This is a genomic window from Undibacterium sp. RuTC16W, assembly GCF_049339445.1.
In the GTDB taxonomy this organism is placed as follows: domain Bacteria; phylum Pseudomonadota; class Gammaproteobacteria; order Burkholderiales; family Burkholderiaceae_D; genus Undibacterium.
This window is the reverse complement of record NZ_JBMPPE010000006.1, coordinates 211,781-228,488: the sequence shown is the minus strand read 5'-3', so window position 1 is coordinate 228,488 and position 16,708 is coordinate 211,781. Positions and strand designations below refer to the sequence as shown.

At 49.5% G+C, this 16,708-nt stretch carries 13 protein-coding genes; all 13 read right to left on the bottom strand.

All coding sequences use genetic code 11. The features are described 5' to 3' along the window. Positions 1 to 111: 111 nt before the first annotated feature. Positions 112 to 1,812: an urease subunit alpha gene (gene ureC / locus ACO0K4_RS13465; protein ID WP_422957146.1), complete on the bottom strand. Its 1,701-nt coding sequence runs from the start codon at positions 1,810 to 1,812 to the stop codon at positions 112 to 114. After that, on the bottom strand, positions 1,809 to 2,192 hold the full coding sequence (locus tag ACO0K4_RS13460; protein ID WP_422957145.1) for an urease subunit beta: 384 nt from the start codon (positions 2,190 to 2,192) through the stop codon (positions 1,809 to 1,811). Before ACO0K4_RS13460 ends, ureC begins: the two co-directional genes overlap by 4 nt. Before the next feature lie 8 nt (positions 2,193 to 2,200). Then, positions 2,201 to 2,503 (bottom strand): urease subunit gamma, encoded by a 303-nt coding sequence (locus tag ACO0K4_RS13455; RefSeq protein WP_422957144.1) that lies wholly within the window; start codon positions 2,501 to 2,503, stop codon positions 2,201 to 2,203. A 185-nt stretch (positions 2,504 to 2,688) separates the two neighbouring features. After that, entirely contained in the window at positions 2,689 to 3,573 is an 885-nt protein-coding gene (locus tag ACO0K4_RS13450) for an urease accessory protein UreD (protein WP_422957143.1), read from the bottom strand. 7 nt (positions 3,574 to 3,580) lie between these two features. Then, positions 3,581 to 4,279, bottom strand: coding sequence for an urea ABC transporter ATP-binding subunit UrtE (urtE, locus tag ACO0K4_RS13445; RefSeq protein WP_422957142.1), 699 nt, complete (start codon positions 4,277 to 4,279; stop codon positions 3,581 to 3,583). A 141-nt stretch (positions 4,280 to 4,420) separates the two neighbouring features. Then, the gene (gene urtD, locus ACO0K4_RS13440) at positions 4,421 to 5,275 is read right to left on the bottom strand and encodes an urea ABC transporter ATP-binding protein UrtD (protein ID WP_422957141.1); all 855 of its coding nucleotides are present in this window, start codon (positions 5,273 to 5,275) and stop codon (positions 4,421 to 4,423) included. Further along, complete coding sequence (urtC, locus tag ACO0K4_RS13435) at positions 5,272 to 6,420, bottom strand: urea ABC transporter permease subunit UrtC (protein WP_422957140.1); 1,149 nt, start codon at positions 6,418 to 6,420, stop codon at positions 5,272 to 5,274. Before urtC ends, urtD begins: the two co-directional genes overlap by 4 nt. Next, positions 6,417 to 8,021, bottom strand: a complete 1,605-nt coding sequence (gene urtB / locus ACO0K4_RS13430; protein ID WP_422957139.1) for an urea ABC transporter permease subunit UrtB — start codon at positions 8,019 to 8,021, stop codon at positions 6,417 to 6,419. The genes urtC and urtB overlap by 4 nt, the downstream gene beginning before the upstream one ends. Positions 8,022 to 8,305: 284 nt before the next feature. Then, a complete protein-coding gene (gene urtA / locus ACO0K4_RS13425) occupies positions 8,306 to 9,559 on the bottom strand; it encodes an urea ABC transporter substrate-binding protein (RefSeq protein WP_422957138.1) in 1,254 nt (417 codons plus the stop codon). Positions 9,560 to 10,023: 464 nt separating this feature from the next. Continuing rightward, entirely contained in the window at positions 10,024 to 11,709 is a 1,686-nt protein-coding gene (locus ACO0K4_RS13420; protein ID WP_422957137.1) for an alkaline phosphatase D family protein, read from the bottom strand. Between the two features lie 574 nt (positions 11,710 to 12,283). After that, positions 12,284 to 14,425: a S46 family peptidase gene (locus ACO0K4_RS13415; protein WP_422957231.1), complete on the bottom strand. Its 2,142-nt coding sequence runs from the start codon at positions 14,423 to 14,425 to the stop codon at positions 12,284 to 12,286. 445 nt (positions 14,426 to 14,870) lie between these two features. Continuing rightward, complete coding sequence (locus tag ACO0K4_RS13410; RefSeq protein WP_422957136.1) at positions 14,871 to 15,731, bottom strand: HDOD domain-containing protein; 861 nt, start codon at positions 15,729 to 15,731, stop codon at positions 14,871 to 14,873. A gap of 145 nt (positions 15,732 to 15,876) precedes the next feature. Beyond that, entirely contained in the window at positions 15,877 to 16,635 is a 759-nt protein-coding gene (locus ACO0K4_RS13405) for a substrate-binding periplasmic protein (protein WP_422957135.1), read from the bottom strand. Positions 16,636 to 16,708 lie beyond the last annotated feature (73 nt).

The following is a 16,708-nucleotide window of genomic DNA, read 5'->3' as shown; positions in this document are numbered from 1 at the left end:
TGCGGATTCGTTTTCACATTCCATCGGGCAAGCTGTGCCTCTTTACCTCTGTACCTATGTGGTAAGAGGTTTTTATTTTCACGTACATCCTGCCAATATTCACTTCAATGATTAAAACAAAAAATAGCGCTGTGCCATCGGTAAAATTTTGGCTGGTTCACAGACCAGTAATTCACCGTTAGCGCGTACTTCATATGTCTCGGAGTCGACTTCCATCTTTGGCGTTGCCGCATTATGAATCATGTCTGCTTTACGTAAATGCCGCATGTTTTTGACGGCAATCAGCGGCTTGCTCAGTTGCAGTTGTGCGCCAATACCAGCATCCAGTGCCGCTTGCGAGACGAAGGTCACCGAGGTTTTTAAACCGCCGCCATAAGCACCGAACATCATGCGGGTATGCACCGGTTGCGGTGTCGGGATTGATGCATTCGGATCACCCATCTGCGCCGCCGCGATCATGCCGCTCTTTAAAATCATCGTAGGCTTTACACCAAAAAATGCTGGCTTCCACAACACGATATCAGCGATCTTACCGACCTCCAGCGAACCTACCACATGTGAGATGCCGTGAGTGATCGCCGGGTTGATCGTGTATTTAGCGATATAGCGTTTAGCACGGAAATTATCATTACGGGCATTGTCCTCTGGCAGTGATCCGCGCTGCGTCTTCATCTTATGCGCCGTCTGCCAGGTACGCATGATGACCTCACCGACCCGCCCCATCGCTTGCGAGTCGGATGACATCATCGAGATCGCGCCCATGTCATGCAAAATATCCTCAGCTGCAATTGTCTCGCGGCGTATCCGGGATTCGGCAAAAGCGATATCTTCTGCGATAGCGGGATCGAGATGATGGCAAACCATCAGCATGTCCAGATGTTCATCGAGTGTATTCACGGTGTAAGGCCGGGTCGGATTGGTCGACGATGGCAAGACATTGGCCTGACCGACTGCCGCAATAATATCCGGCGCATGGCCACCACCGGCACCTTCGGTATGAAAGGTATGGATCGTGCGATCCTTGAATGCTGCCAGAGTATGCTCCAGAAAACCCGCTTCGTTCAAGGTATCCGAATGAATCGCGACCTGGATATCCATGCGATCAGCAACAGCCAGGCAATTATCAATTGCCGCTGGAGTCGTACCCCAGTCCTCATGGAGCTTCAAGCCGATGGCTCCCGCCAGTACCTGTTCTTCGAGTGGCACCGGCAAGCTCACATTACCTTTACCGAGAAAGCCTAAATTCATCGGAAAAGCATCTGCCGCCGACAACATCGAATGCAGGTGCCATGGACCAGGCGTACAGGTAGTCGCAGCGGTACCCGTCGCCGGACCGGTGCCGCCACCCAGCATGGTCGTCACACCGCTCATCAATGCTTCTTCTATCTGTTGCGGGCAGATGAAATGAATATGCGAGTCGATGCCGCCTGCGGTAACGATCATTCCTTCACCGGCAATGATCTCTGTCGCGCCACCGATGCACATCGTGACATCCGGCTGGATATCCGGATTACCCGCTTTGCCTATGGCAGCGATCTTGCCGCCTTTGAGGCCGATATCTGCTTTCACAATGCCCCAATGGTCAAGGATCACTGCATTGGTAATGACCGTGTCCATCACGTCTTTGTAATTACGCTGCGACTGTCCCATACCATCGCGGATGACTTTGCCGCCACCGAACTTTACCTCTTCGCCATAAGTGGCAAAGTCTTTTTCAATTTCAATAAACAGTTCGGTATCGGCTAAACGAATCCGGTCACCAGTCGTCGGACCAAACATTTCTGCGTATGCATGGCGTGATATCTTGCTCATTTCGTTTCCTTGTTTTTATCAGTGCCTGCTGTAGCCTGAGGATCAAGATCAGACTCAGACTCAGATTCAGGCTGACTCAGTGCGCCCATGACCTTAGCGTTGAATCCATACACTTTACGATCACCCGCCAGAGCGACCAGTTCCACCGTACGCTTCTGTCCCGGCTCAAAGCGCACCGCAGTCCCCGCGGCGATATTCAGGCGCATGCCGTAAGCGCCGTTGCGATCAAATTCCAATGCGGGATTGGTTTCAAAAAAATGAAAATGGGAGCCAACCTGTATCGGTCTGTCGCCACTGTTCGCCACCACGATGGATGCAGTAACACGGCCAACATTGAGTTCAATATCACCTGCTTCAATCAGCATTTCGCCAGGAATCATATGAGCACCTATGGAATAGGATGATGAACGGTCACCAGCTTGGTGCCGTCCGGGAATGTTGCTTCTACCTGAATGTCGGGAATCATCTCGGCAATGCCGTCCATGACATCGGCGCGCGTCAGTATCTTGGTGCCATCCGACATCAGTTCGGCGACGGTTTTGCCATCGCGGGCACCTTCCATGATGGCGGCGGTGATCAGAGCAACAGCTTCTGGATAATTCAATTTCAAACCACGCGCTTGACGTCGTTCAGCCAGTAAGGCTGCGGTAAAAATCAGCAGCTTGTCTTTTTCTCTTGGTGTTAATTCCATGTTTGTTCCTTCCATCTTCTACAAAATTTTTTGCTTCATTTTTCTCCTCTCTCCCGCATGCGGGAGAGAGGTATAAAATCGCCGGCATCAACAAAATTCAGTTATTCAGTTATTCAGTTATCTAGTTAGTTATTTCGTTATTTAATTTTCACATGACATGTTCGTGTCAGTAATAACTGTTATTGCTAGGTATTCCAGATTCGCGGCACGACGCCTTCACGCCCCAGCAATTCTGGCCGTACAATTTGCCACATGCGTGTCAGCCACTGACGTGCCATTTCACTCGAGTGTCCCATATACCTGGCGACGATGACCGTCTTCATCTGCGTCACGCCAACGGCATGAGGGTCACCCGTCAACGCAATCGCCTCTTCGCGCAAACGCTGGATCAGCGACGCCGGCAATTGTTTACCGACCGCAATCAGACTGGCACTCACAGTATTGCCTGCCAGTGCCAGCGGGCTATGCATAGAGGATAAGCCGCCGGCAATGCTACCCTGCTCAAACCAAAGTAACTTACCTTCACGACGGATTTCGCTGGTCTGTGAGATTTTTCCAGTATGAAAAGATTCGCCAGAAGCGGTGCGTCCAAAGCACAGAATATCAGCGCCGATATAGCTTGCGCCATTACCCAGATTGATTTTGTTTTGCAAACGCACATGCGCGGCATCAAAAAAAATCGTCTCTTGCGGCAACCATTCCAGCGATGCCTGCGCCGCAATATCGAGCTCAATCAATTGATGGGAAACATGGCCATTCGCCTTATACCATTTAGCCGCACCAGGAGTCGTCACAAAGGCATGTGCGCCTGAAGCAACGCTGGTATTGATAAATAATTCATCGCCACCGACGACACCGCCGGGGGGATGTACCACGATGGCATGGCAAATCGACGGCGCTTCCGGATACAGCGGTTTTTGTACCCGCAGTGGACCAAAATGGCTGCGCTCAACCAGGCGTGTAGTGCCGGCGTCGTCGACGAAACCCAGCGTCAGTCTGGCCTGACACGCGGCTTTGGTCACAGGCCCGGCAGAAACGCCGGTTATAAATGGGTCAACAATCTGATTCATCCTGAAACTATACCGCCAAGTGCCTCTTCACGTCCTCACTATCCATTTGATCTGCCAGACCAGATGCCACAACTTCGCCACGTGAAAGAATGATGAACTGGTCTGCCAGCGCACGGGCAAAATCAAAATACTGTTCGCATAAGAGGATCGCCATATCGCCGCGTTCGCGTAACAGACGGATAACACGTTCAATATCCTTAATGATGGATGGTTGTATTCCCTCAGTAGGTTCATCAAAAATAATCAGCTTGGGTTCGGCCAGCAAAGCACGCGCAATCGCAAGTTGCTGCTGCTGCCCGCCAGACAAATCACCGCCACGGCGATGCAACATTTCTTTTAATACCGGGAACAATTCAACAACCTCATCTTTAATCACCGAAGCCTTGCGACCTGACTTGACTGCCATTCCCATGAGCATATTTTCTTCTACCGTCAAGCGGGCAAAAATTTCACGGCCTTGCGGAACATAGGCGATACCAGCGGCAGCCCGCTCATGTGGCTTGAGCCTGGTGATGTCGCGGCCTTCCAGCATGATGCTGCCGCTGGACACGGGTAAGACTCCCATCAGACATTTCAGCAAGGTCGTTTTGCCGACACCATTACGGCCGAGCAAAGTCAGGCACTGTCCTTTTTCCAGCGACAGAGAGACACCGCGCAAGGTATGGGATGATCCGTAATATTGATTGATGTGATCAACCTGTAGCATAAAAATCCTATGTTTATCGACTAATCCGCAATACTGCTGCGGCTGCTGGAAGCTTTTCGTGCCAAGAGGCGCATGGATAGTACGGTTCAATGTTCAAAATCAAGACAAAAAGGGCTCTCTTGATTTAGCGAATAGCGCATGTCAACGCCCCAGATACACTTCGATCACCCGCTCATCCGACTGGACGTGCTGCATCGTGCCCTCTGCCAGTACCGAGCCTTCATGCAATACCGTCACCTTGCCTTCGCGTGCGATCTCGGTGACAAACGCCATGTCGTGCTCTACCACTACAATCGAGTGTTTGCCGCGTAATTCATTCAATAATTCGGCAGTACGCACGGTCTCGGCATCTGACATGCCAGCAACAGGTTCATCCAGCAAAATCAACTGCGGCTCCTGCATCAGCAGCATGCCGATTTCCAGCCATTGTTTTTGCCCGTGCGAGAGCAAACCCGCGAGCCTGTGTTCGCTACCATTCAGACGTATCAATCGCAGAATGTCGTCAATCTTGCCCTTCTGCTCGCTATTGAGCTTGAAGAACAAAGTCGGCCTGACACGTTTGTTCATCTTCATTGCCAGTTCCAGATTTTCAAACACAGTGTGTTGTTCAAACACGGTGGGACGTTGAAACTTGCGACCAATACCGGCATGTGCAATGTCGTACTCAGTCATCTTGCTGAGATCCATGGACTGACCAAAAAAAACGCTGCCGGAGGTAGGTCGTGTCTTACCTGTAATGACGTCCATCATCGTAGTTTTGCCAGCACCATTCGGGCCAATAATGCAGCGCAGCTCTCCGACGGAAATATCCAGGTTCAAATAATTCAAGGCCTTAAATCCGTCGAAGGACACCACAATATCCTCCAGGTACAAAATCGCACCGTGTGTGGTATCGACGCCTTCTGGTTTGATCCGCGAAAACGAGGCTTGCGGCTCGTCCCGCTGCACCAGATCAATCAGGATACCTGCGGCCTTATCATGCACGATATTACTCATGCCGCCTCCTGCTTTCCGTTCGATGCCTCTGGTGTTGTCTGGGTAGCCACTCCGTCGGGAGACGCCGGTTGCCATTTGCGTTTGAATTGATCGACCAGCCCCAGAATACCTTGCGGCATAAACAAGGTCACCAGGATGAATAACAAACCCAGCGCAAACAACCAAAGATCGGGAAAAGCCGCCGTGAACCAGCTCTTCAAACCATTCACAGAAAAGGCACCGATAATCGGGCCGAGCAAGGATCCACGCCCGCCAACCGCGGCCCAGATCACCATCTCGATCGAATTACCCGGCGACATTTCGGATGGATTAATAATGCCGACCTGCGGCACATACAAGGCCCCGGCGATACCGCATAAAATCGCAGAGAGCGTCCACACAAACAGCTTGAACCATAAAGGGTTGTAACCGATAAACATGAGGCGCGATTCAGAGTCTCGTACCGCTTGCAGCACTCGTCCTAGTTTAGATTTTACGATCCAGCGACACAGAATTAAGGCGGCAAGTAAAAGACCCAGCGTCACCAGATATAACACCGCTTTCGTCGCGGGTGCGGTAATCGAATAACCGAGAATACGCTTGAAATCGGTGAACCCATTATTGCCGCCAAAGCCAGTGTTATTCCTGAAAAACATCAACATAAAGGCAAACGTCATCGCTTGCGTAATGATGGAAAAATACACGCCTTTGATACGGGATCGGAACGCGAAATAACCGAATACAAATGCCAGCGTACCTGGCACCAGGACTACCAGCGCCATGCAATACCAGAAGTTATCAGTCATCGACCAATACCACGGGTAAGTTTTCCAGTCGAGAAAAACCATGAAGTCCGGCAGATTGCTTTGGTACACGCCATCCCGCCCGATAGCACGCATCAGATACATACCATGCGCGTACGCACCCAGTGCAAAGAACACGCCATGTCCAAGTGACAGAATGCCGGTATAGCCCCATACGAGATCCAGCGCCAGCGCAGCCAAGGCATAGCACATAAATTTCGCGATCAGACCGACGGCATAACTAGAAATATGCAAAGCATGTCCAGCCGGAAAACTCAAATTCAATATAGGTAACAAGGCCAGAACCACGGCACAAACAATGATGCCGGACCAGGCGGGACGCGAAAACAAAGATTCACTCATTCCGCACTCCTCCCCTTCATCGCGAACAAACCCTGTGGTCGCTTCTGGATAAAGACGATGATGAAAACGAGTATCGTAATTTTTGCCATGACGGCACCGGCGACAGGTTCAAGAAATTTATTCACCTCTCCCAGACCGAGCGCCGCGATCACCGTACCGATCAGTTGTCCGACTCCACCCAGCACCACTACCATAAACGAATCGACGATATAACTCTGCCCCAGATCCGGACCGACATTCCCCAATTGCGACAGGGCGACACCGCCCAGACCCGCGATACCTGAACCCAGACCGAAGGTCATCATGTCGATCTTACCGGTAGAAACGCCAACACAATCGGCCATGCGGCGATTTTGCGTGACCGCACGGACAAACAGACCAAGCCGTGTTTTATTCAGTATCAGCCAGACTGCCAGCACCACAAATAAGGCAAAGAACATAATTACAATCCGGTTATACGAGAGCACCAGTGAACCGAGCACGGTGACGCCACCCGACATCCAGCTAGGATTGGCAACCTCGACATTTTGCGCACCAAAGATCGTGCGTACTGCTTGCATCAGCATCAGACTGATACCCCAGGTTGCGAGCAGTGTTTCCAGCGGTCTGCCGTACAACCAGCGGATGACGGTGCGCTCCAGCACGATCCCTACTGTGCCTGCAACGATAAAGGCGGCAGGCAGCGCGACGATCAGGTACGCATCAATTGCACCTGGCAAAAAATGCCGGAAAGCCATTTGACATACATAGGTCGTGTACGCACCGATCATCATCAATTCGCCATGCGCCATATTGATAATACCCATCAGGCCAAAGGTAATCGCCAGTCCCAGCGCGGTCAGCAGCAACACGCTGCCTAACGAGGCACCATAAAATAAATTACCGGCAAACTCGGTTCTGACGATACGGCTATTTAGCGCGTTCATGGTATTGGCGGCTTCAATGCGGATACTGTCGTCAGGTTCTAAGGGCTTGCCATCAGGCCCCATATCCAGCATTTTTTGTAGCGCAGGTTTGATGTTGGCATTTGTGCTGTCTTTCAGCGCAATGACTGCCGCTTTGCGGACCAGCGGATCGGTGGACTGCAAATTGGCGGTTGCGACAACGAGTTGTAGCAGCGATTTGATCTCAGGATCGTTTTCTTTTGCCAGTGCTTTTGTAATCAATGGCGCTTGTTCGGGACTGGCGCTTTTTTGTAGTTCCAATACTGCTGCCAGACGCAGCGTACGATCTGTCGACAACAGCTTTAATCCAGACAGTGCGTCATCCACCGCGGCACGCAGCCGGTTATTGACGGTGATGCCATCAATGCCCTCAGGTAAAGGCGTCGTTTTGTCATTGGCGAGATTGGTGGCTTTATCATTGTCGACGATATACAACTGACCGTCTGGCGTTGCATAGAGGGCGTCATTTTTCAGCGCTGTCAGCACTTTCAGGGCATCCTGATTTGCCATTACCGCGATCTGATTGACGGCGGCGATACGGGCGTCAGGATCATCACCGGCTAATGGCTTGAGTACAGCGGGATCAATCGCCGCGCTGGCGATTGCGGCATGCAGGCAAAGCAATCCGGGCAAGACTATTTTTTTAAATAGCGACATAAACGCACTCTTCCGGGCTGAAAAATTCGTCAAAAAAATGAAGCATCGTCATACAGTAGTGCAGATAAAACAGGTAAAAAAAAACAGCTCAATACCAGACCAGTATCAGCACAATGCCGGGGTTGGCAATCAATCCTTCCCCGGCATTGGTGAGTCACATGTCCAGAACTTATGTCTCAGTTCCAGCTCAAGCCAACTCAATTCATGGCGTCGATCAACTCAGTACGTAATAGCTGAGTCAAGTTGATCTGTCACACATCGTATTGAGTGCATCACTCAGACAATTACAATTTTTGCTTGGTCTCGTTACCAGGGATGTAAGGGCTCCAAGGTTGGGCACGGATCGGGCCTTTGGTTTTCCATACAACGCTGAACTGACCGTCACCTTTGATCTCGCCGATCATGACGGGCTTGTGCAAATGGTGATTTGTTTTATCCATCGTCAGTTCAAAACCTGATGGCGCTTTGAAAGTCTGGCCACCCATGGCAGCGATGACTTTATCTGTGTCGGTGGACTTGGCTTTTTCTACTGCTTGCTTCCACATATGAATACCGACATAGGTTGCTTCCATCGGATCATTGGTGACGACGGTACTGGCATTCGGCAGTTTTTTGGCAAGGGCATACTCTTTCCGTTGCTTGATGAATGCCGTGTTCACAGGATTTTTTACTGACTGAAAATAATTCCATGCAGCGAGGTGCCCGAGTAAAGGCTTGGTATCGACGCCGCGCAACTCCTCCTCACCTACCGAGAATGCGACAACCGGTACGTCGGTCGCTTTCAGGCCGGCATTGCCCAGTTCTTTATAAAACGGGACGTTGGAATCGCCATTGATCGTAGAGATCACCGCCGTCTTGCCACCAGCAGAAAATTTCTTGATATTCGCGACGATGGTCTGATAATCAGAATGACCGAACGGTGTATAAACCTCATCGATGTCAGTATCTTTCACACCCTTGCTATGCAAGAAAGCGCGCAGAATCTTGTTGGTCGTGCGTGGATAAACATAATCCGTACCGAGCAGCACAAAGCGCTTGGCACCGCCACCCTCTTTCGACATCAGATATTCGGTCGCCGGTATCGCTTGCTGATTCGGCGCTGCACCTGTGTAGAACACATTTTTTTCCAGCTCTTCGCCTTCGTATTGGACCGGGTAGAACAAGAGACTGTTCAGCTCTTTAAACACGGGCAATACCGATTTACGTGACACTGAAGTCCAGCAACCAAACACGACAGCGACTTTATCTTGCGCAACCAGCTGGCGCGCTTTTTCTGCAAACAAAGGCCAGTTCGAAGCGGGATCCACAATCACCGGCTCCAGCTTTTTACCCATCACACCGCCTTTTGCATTGATCTCATCAATCGTCATCAATGCAACGTCTTTCAGCGACGTTTCGGAAATCGCCATCGTGCCTGATAGCGAGTGAAGAATGCCGACTTTGATCGTGTCAGCGGCATACGCATGCGGCAACCAAGCCGCAGTAGCCAGGGTGAAAGCGCCAACTGCAGTCGATTTTAATAGGGTGCGACGAGACATTTGTTGCTCCTAAGCGTGAGTGTGAATCAATTAAACAGCGAATGAAAAAGCAAACGAAAAAACTAATCACAAAGCGAGTAGAAAAGCGGGGGGTGCGGAGTTCGCATGAATACCTTTAGCAGATTACGTGCCAGAGGTAGGAGGTCTGCGTCATGCGAATTGCAGTGAGCGTGCGGAATGATTACGGATGCATTCGCATCAATTTTGTGCAAGTGACAAAGAATTGTTGGCCACCGCTTCAGTCTGGTGCGTTATCAAGTAGCAAAACGTGCGCAAGAATATCTGCCACCAAATAAAATTCGAGAACAAGATCAGGCCTTGCTAGAGAGAATCTAAGTCAATATCGGAAAAAAAACAGACGACGCGGGGATACTGATCAGCGATTAATCGCTTGGTAAAAACAAAAAAAACCAGCAAGCCTGCTGGTTTTTTTGAAGTGATAAAGGACGAACGTGATGACCCGACTACACAGGTAGTAATTTTCGATTCGCAGCACCCGGTAACGTCTTTAAAGTTTTACCCGGCACGACAGTATACGTTTTGGACTTGACCGTGCTAACGTAGCGCCATTCTGCCCTGGCCTCAGTCGGTGTCGCCGTCACGATCATGAAGCCACGGCTTTTTGTTTCGGCATAGACCAAAGGTCCGATGATCTGCTCGAGACCGCCTGCGACTTTAGCCGGATCTTCTTTAGGAAAAATTTCTTCAAAACCGGGGGAGGTAACCGAGGTCACGCCGAACTCGACACCAACCGCGTTCCCACTCAGATCGGCAAGATCACTGGCCCAGGTGTTATGAGTATCGCCTGCCAGCGCGATCAGATTTTTATCCAGTGCTTTAGCCGTCGCAAAAACTGTCTCACGTGCAGCGGCGTAGCCATCCCATGCATCAAGATTGTAGGGAATCGATGGCTGCGCCAGGATTTGTTTTTCGGCTGCCGTCAACGTCGCAGGTGCCGTCTGTGCTTTCACCAGTAGCGCGGTGTAATCACTGAAATTGATTGCTTGCAGTACCAGTGGTGCGGGAATATTCATGCGTGCCATCAAGACTTGCTGCCCCAGAATTTGCCAGGTCGCCGCGGACTTACCAAGCTGAGATTGTAGCCAGGACGTTTGTTCTGCACCCATCAGCTGGCGAGCCGGATTGCTGATATCGGTGGTGAATTTTACGGCATCAAATGCACCGCTGGCACTGATGTAATTGGTGTAGCTAAGCTGTTGTTCGCGCCCGATCAGGCGGGTGTCCAACATATGCAGCGAGACCAGATTACCAAAATCAAACGAGCGATAGATACGATCATTTTTAGTCGCATCCGGCAAGCGGATAGGCATCCATTCATTGTAGGCTTGCAGGGCAGCAGTACGACGCGCGCTGAAAGGGCCTTCTGTCGCTGGATCATGATTCTCTGCGCCGCCGGTCCAGGCATCGTTGGCAAATTCATGATCGTCCCAGATCGCAATCAGCGGCAAGGCTGCATGCATCGCCTGCAAATCTCCATCGGTACGGTATTGTGCGTAACGGCTGCGATAGTCGGTCAGCGTGATGATTTCATTTTTCGGATCAACCAGACGATTTAAGCTAGCCGCATCTTGTGAGGCATAGCCATCGCGCTGGTATTCATAGATGTAATCACCAAGATGAATCGCGGCATCAATATCGTTGAGTTTGGCAACTTCAGCATACACATTGAAATAGCCTGCAGGATAATTAGAACACGTAAATACCGCAAGTTTTACCTGGGAGACACTACCAGTCGGCAAAGTCTTGGTACGACCTGTCGCAGAACGTGCTGTGCCGTACGTGAAGCGATAAAAATATACGGTGCTGGCGGACAGGCCGGTGACATCAACTTTGACAGTGAAATCTCTTGCTGCATTGGTTGTAAAGCTACCGGATTTAACGATGCGGGTAAATTGATCATCGCTCGCCATTTCCCATGTCCCGTCGAGATCCTGACTTGCCGACGGGGTCAGGCGCGTCCAGATAATAACTTTGTCGCTTTGCGGGTCGCCACTGGCAACGCCATGCAAAAAATTGACTGTCAAATTATTGCCATTCCCGCCACCACATGCTGCGAGCGACAGTGCACTGGAAACGGCAACCGTACTGAAGGTGAAGTCACGGATAAACTGGCGGCGAGAAGTTTTCATAGTCAACAGACGGAAAGAAGTGAGAAGCCGCTGAGCATAGAAAGTTTTTATGACTGAGAGATGACTTGGGTGACAAGATCAGTGGAGGAGTTACTCAGGATATTTTCATACCAACGACATAATCTTATGCTGCAAATCTATCGGGGAAATTCTAAGGGGGGAATGTGCCGATGTTGATTTTCTGATGCAGTGAGGTGCGGCATCAGCAGCATCATGAAAATACAGGCTTGATACAAATCTGAGATCGCAACACGTATATTCCATGAGCCTTCCAGACCATTATCATCCGGAGAGCCGCATCAGGACTGCGGGATGCAAGTTGGAAATCCCTACAATCTCTCAATGGAAAAATAACATCTAAAGGATTTACGTAAAAATCAAGACCTCTCACCACAGACGCACAGACGCACAGACACTGAAACACGGAGAAAAGAACGGAGTAGGCGGTTTCATGAAATCTCGATTAAAGTTTTTTTAGGAATCCAGTATGACAAATAAAAAAACCAGAGACTAGCTCTGGTTTTTTGTATTCATTGTGTACGTGAACACTTAATGTCAGCACTTCTGTAAATCATTAATGCGGGTACTTAATCGTCATTTCCTTCAACAGATTATCGGCATGATCAATCTCTTTCATCACCCAGAGCATATAGCGGATGTCGACATGAATAGCACGGGTAATCGCGCTGTCGAAATACCAGTCTTTGGTAATTGATTCGTAAGTTGAATCGAAATTTAAACCGATCAGTTCGCCGTGTTTATTCATGACGGCAGAGCCGGAATTACCACCCGTCGTATCAGCACTGGATAAAAAGTTGACTGGCACGGTACCAAGTACTTTATCGCGGAATACACCATAACGTTTTTCCCAGACTGCATCTTGCACCGCTTGTGGCACGATAAATGGTTCTTTACCGGTATTTTTTTCAATCACCCCTTCGACTGTCGTGAACGGACCTTTACTAATGCCGTCACGCGGCGAGTAAGGTGCTACGGTACCAAAAGTAACGCGCAGCGTTGAATTGGCATCGGGATATACCGGCTTTCCCTGAGTCTTTTTGAAATTAATAAAAGCTTGCATGTAGCGCGGGATAATGCGCTCCAGATTGCCATCAATGTCTTTACGGCGTTTTTCCATCGCATCACCGATCTGGTACACATTGACAGCCAGCTTTAAGAAAGCATCATCGGATTGCGCAATACTGTCGGCGTCTTTGTCCAGCCATGCCAGACGTTGCGTTGTGGTCGCAAGCCTAGTCTGCGCATAAATCCCGGTAATCGCGTCTGTGGCCGGCAACAAGACGTCTAAGCCCGCAGGATGTACCTCTGCCGGCAATTGCTGATAACGCTGCATCGCCGCTTGCCAGCGCGCCTGATCGACGCTGCTGACAAAGGACTGTTCTAGCCGCGACAAGCGTGCTTTGAGAAACGGTACATCACGGTCCTGATAACCGGACTCACGCTCGGCATCCGGCTTTTTACGCTCCAGTGCGAGACGATACAGGCTGCGGGCACTGCGGAATAAATCGCTATGCAGGGCAACACTCATGGCGAATTCCTGCTCACTGAGGCTGATATCGGAGGCGATTACGGTATCGAGTTCAGTCAGCAAATTTTTATCCCCTGCCTCACTGTGTTCAGCAAACCAGCGCCGGAAATCTGCATCCTGAACGTCCTTAATTGCAGCGATATCTTTACGGCTAAATCCATCCAGCAAACCCTGCGTTTTTTTCATGCCATTGTTGATACTTTTTGCGACGCTCGCATAGCGCACGACAGATTCGGGATTTTCCTGAGTTGCTTTGGCGATGGTCGCCAGGTCGGCCTGTGATTCAGCGACACGGCGCGGATAGCTGATGTCGCGTGCCGAGCGAATTTCTGTCGGTAATTTATAGCGGCTGGTGCGTCCCGGATAACCTGCCAGCAGGATGGGATCGCCGTTTTTGATACCTTCGGCAGACACCACAAGAAAATCTTTTGATTGATAAGGAACATTATCCGGGGATGGGTCCGCAGGACGTCCGTCTTTACCGACATAGGCGCGCAAAAATGAGAAGTCACCGGTGTGGCGCGGCCACTCAAAGTTATCGATGTCACCGCCAAAATTACCGATTTTATCGGATGGTGCATAGACCAGACGGACGTCGCGGATCATTAATTGACGGATACGATAATATTCAAGGCCTCGATGAAAACTGGGTACGGAGCAACGATAGGCTTTGTCCTGCTCGCATTCTGCGATGAGGCTTTTGATGCGATTTTGTATCATCTGATTGCGCTCACGACCGGACAGGCTGGCACTCAAACCACCAACAACTTTTTCGGTGACGGTCTCAACTTTATCGGTCACATAAATTCGTTCACTGGATCCGGCAGGTAATTCTTCGGCGCGTGTTTTTGCCAGAAAGCCATTCGCGATGAGATTACGGGTCGCACTGGAGTTACGCTGGACTGCACCGTAAGCACAATGATGATTGGTAACCACCAGACCGGCGTTCGACACGAAAGAGGCAGAACAACCGCCCAGCGAGACCATGGCGCTCATCGGGTGCTTGCTGAGATCTGCTAATTTTTCTGCCGGGATAGCAAAACCGATACGTTTCAGTTCATTTTTTAATTGCGGTAATTGATGCGGTTGCCACTGTCCTTCATCCGCATAAGCGGATGAACTAAGGCTCACAAGAAGGGTCAGTGTCCCCGTTACCAATGCGGTCATTGGCAGCATTTTTGTATTTATTTTAGTTAACAAGACAATTCTCTATAAAAATTTAGTGAAAATTAAGTTAAAAAACAATCATGCCAACAGCTACCCAAATTACGATAAGGCAGAGGGACTGTTGGCAATCAGGAAATGGAATGACGAAATAATAAACGATATCAGCATCTGGCTCAGTATCATCCTCAATACGAACCTACATATGAACCTATATACGAACTTAAATACAAATACTAAGCACAAACCTAAGACAAGCTACTGTATGGGCAGACCGATTGAGTTCGATATGGCATAGACCAGAATTATGGTGATTTGTTCTTTAGAAAGAAAAATACCGCATCCGGCTCTCGGACTCGTCAAATAAGAATCCAATTCACAAAGAATAGAGGGAGAAGTTTTTACAGAACCGGATTATAAGAACGAATCGAGATTAACAACCCGGCTATCAGGCTAAGGCGCGCAGTATCAGTCCTAATTCGACCTTTGTTTCGGCAATCAGAATCTGGCATTTTTCCAGGTCAAGCTGGAGATTTTTGAGCGGCACCGGCAAAGCTTGCCAGTTAATTTCGTCGAGAGAATCTGTAACAAAATGCGCGTCCAGAAAATCCGCTGTTGCAACCACGTCGATCAAGCCTGGTCGTGTCGTATGTGGCAACTGGCAGCCTCTGTGGTCCATGACTGCTGCACGGATATCCTCGTCAATGTCCCAGTTCTCCAGGATTGCCACACCGATCTCCGCGTGCCATTGATCGATAACCTCCCACAAGGCTGCATTCGATACAAATAGTCCCTGATAGTGGCGTGCTCTGTTAAGGATATAAAACTTCCCTACATCATGCAGCAAGCCTGCCAGCATCGCTTTGTCCGGACTGACATGGGGAAGGTGTCTGGAAATTACACACGACAAAGCCGCTACGCGTAAGCTTCTGGTCCATAAACCATCAAGTTGCTTCGATAGATGCTCGTTAGCTTTATGTTCTGCGAGCTGTTTCATCCCAACAGAGATCGCGATATTACGTATTACTGCAAAACCAAGTAGCAGGGTTGCTGCGCGTAAATCGACTATTTTTTTACCGGTATGGTTATACATCGCAGAATTGCTCATGCGCAGAATTTGTGCTGATAACACAGGCTCTGCACTGATGATGCGAACAATCATATCGCTAGGCATATCCGGGTGGCTGAGCGCCCGGCGGATTTTCATCGTCGCGTTTAAAGAAGTGGGGAAAATCAATTCTTTTGACGACAATTCTGCAGTTAAACCTTCAATGAACTCAAACTCACTTGCTTTTTCTATCGTCGTCATGAGAGGCATCTGAGATATTGGATGTGATAATTACATTAACATATTTCTTTTTCAATAAATGAGTAAATACACAATATTTCACAATCCATCTGTGGTCATTTTGTCTCGTTCATTACTTCATCGTTTCAATTGCCGATCGGCCATTCTAAGGCGCAGGAGTGCGCCATTTTTGCTCTATTTTTTGATAAGTGCCATTGCTGCGTATTATCGATAATCCCTTATCGAGCAGGTTTGCATAACGTTCGGCATCTGGCTGTTTCTTTGAAAAACTGACATAGAGTTTGTCCTCAACCGCGGTCCCGAGCAGTTTGAATTTATCTTTGAATTCCGAGGGATACGTGGCAATCAGATAATCGGCAATACGTGTGTAGACCAGGGAATAGTCCGATCTCCCTCGTAATAATTTACGGAAATTAGACAGATCGCTGGGAGCGATTTCTCGCATAATTTGCGGATTTTTTTCGACCTCATCTCCATAGGTGTAACCATGAGTAAGGCCTACTTTGTGACCGGACAGGCTGGCAGCATTCAGGCGGGATTCTGGTTGATCACTTTTGGCATAAATGCCGATCATCGCTTTAAAAATCGGCTCTTTGTGAAATAAAAAATCCGGCGTCAGGGTCACATCTTTGAGGCTGTCAAAACAACCTAGCTGCTGTCCCGACTTCACCAGCATCAGGCAACGAGCATAAGGCGCTGCGACAAAATTAACTTGCAGGCCGACTGAGGTATAAGCGGCTTCAATGACATCAACGGCAAAGCCGCGCAACTGACCATTTTTTTGAGCTGAATAAGGATACCAGTCGTCTTCCCCCATCAAGGTGATAGTCTCTGCACAGGCGATTCCGGTCATTGCAGCAGAGACAAAGCCAAGCGCCAATACGACAGATATCAGACGTAACAAAAGCAGCCTTATCATCAGCAAGGTCGCCGCCGTGTGTGCAAACTCTGTCGCGCTAATGATGAATTCATTTTTT

Coding starts and splice junctions, on each gene's coding strand:
- ACO0K4_RS13460 (WP_422957145.1), bottom strand. CDS start 2,192: ATGATTCCTGGCGAAATGCTGATTGAAGCAGGTGATATTGAACTCAAT.
- urtC (WP_422957140.1), bottom strand. CDS start 6,420: ATGAGTGAATCTTTGTTTTCGCGTCCCGCCTGGTCCGGCATCATTGTT.
- urtD (WP_422957141.1), bottom strand. CDS start 5,275: ATGAGTAATATCGTGCATGATAAGGCCGCAGGTATCCTGATTGATCTG.
- ureC (WP_422957146.1), bottom strand. CDS start 1,812: ATGAGCAAGATATCACGCCATGCATACGCAGAAATGTTTGGTCCGACG.
- ACO0K4_RS13415 (WP_422957231.1), bottom strand. CDS start 14,425: ATGACCGCATTGGTAACGGGGACACTGACCCTTCTTGTGAGCCTTAGT.
- urtA (WP_422957138.1), bottom strand. CDS start 9,559: ATGTCTCGTCGCACCCTATTAAAATCGACTGCAGTTGGCGCTTTCACC.
- urtB (WP_422957139.1), bottom strand. CDS start 8,021: ATGTCGCTATTTAAAAAAATAGTCTTGCCCGGATTGCTTTGCCTGCAT.
- urtE (WP_422957142.1), bottom strand. CDS start 4,279: ATGCTACAGGTTGATCACATCAATCAATATTACGGATCATCCCATACC.
- ACO0K4_RS13410 (WP_422957136.1), bottom strand. CDS start 15,731: ATGACGACGATAGAAAAAGCAAGTGAGTTTGAGTTCATTGAAGGTTTA.
- ACO0K4_RS13455 (WP_422957144.1), bottom strand. CDS start 2,503: ATGGAATTAACACCAAGAGAAAAAGACAAGCTGCTGATTTTTACCGCA.
- ACO0K4_RS13450 (WP_422957143.1), bottom strand. CDS start 3,573: ATGAATCAGATTGTTGACCCATTTATAACCGGCGTTTCTGCCGGGCCT.
- ACO0K4_RS13420 (WP_422957137.1), bottom strand. CDS start 11,709: ATGAAAACTTCTCGCCGCCAGTTTATCCGTGACTTCACCTTCAGTACG.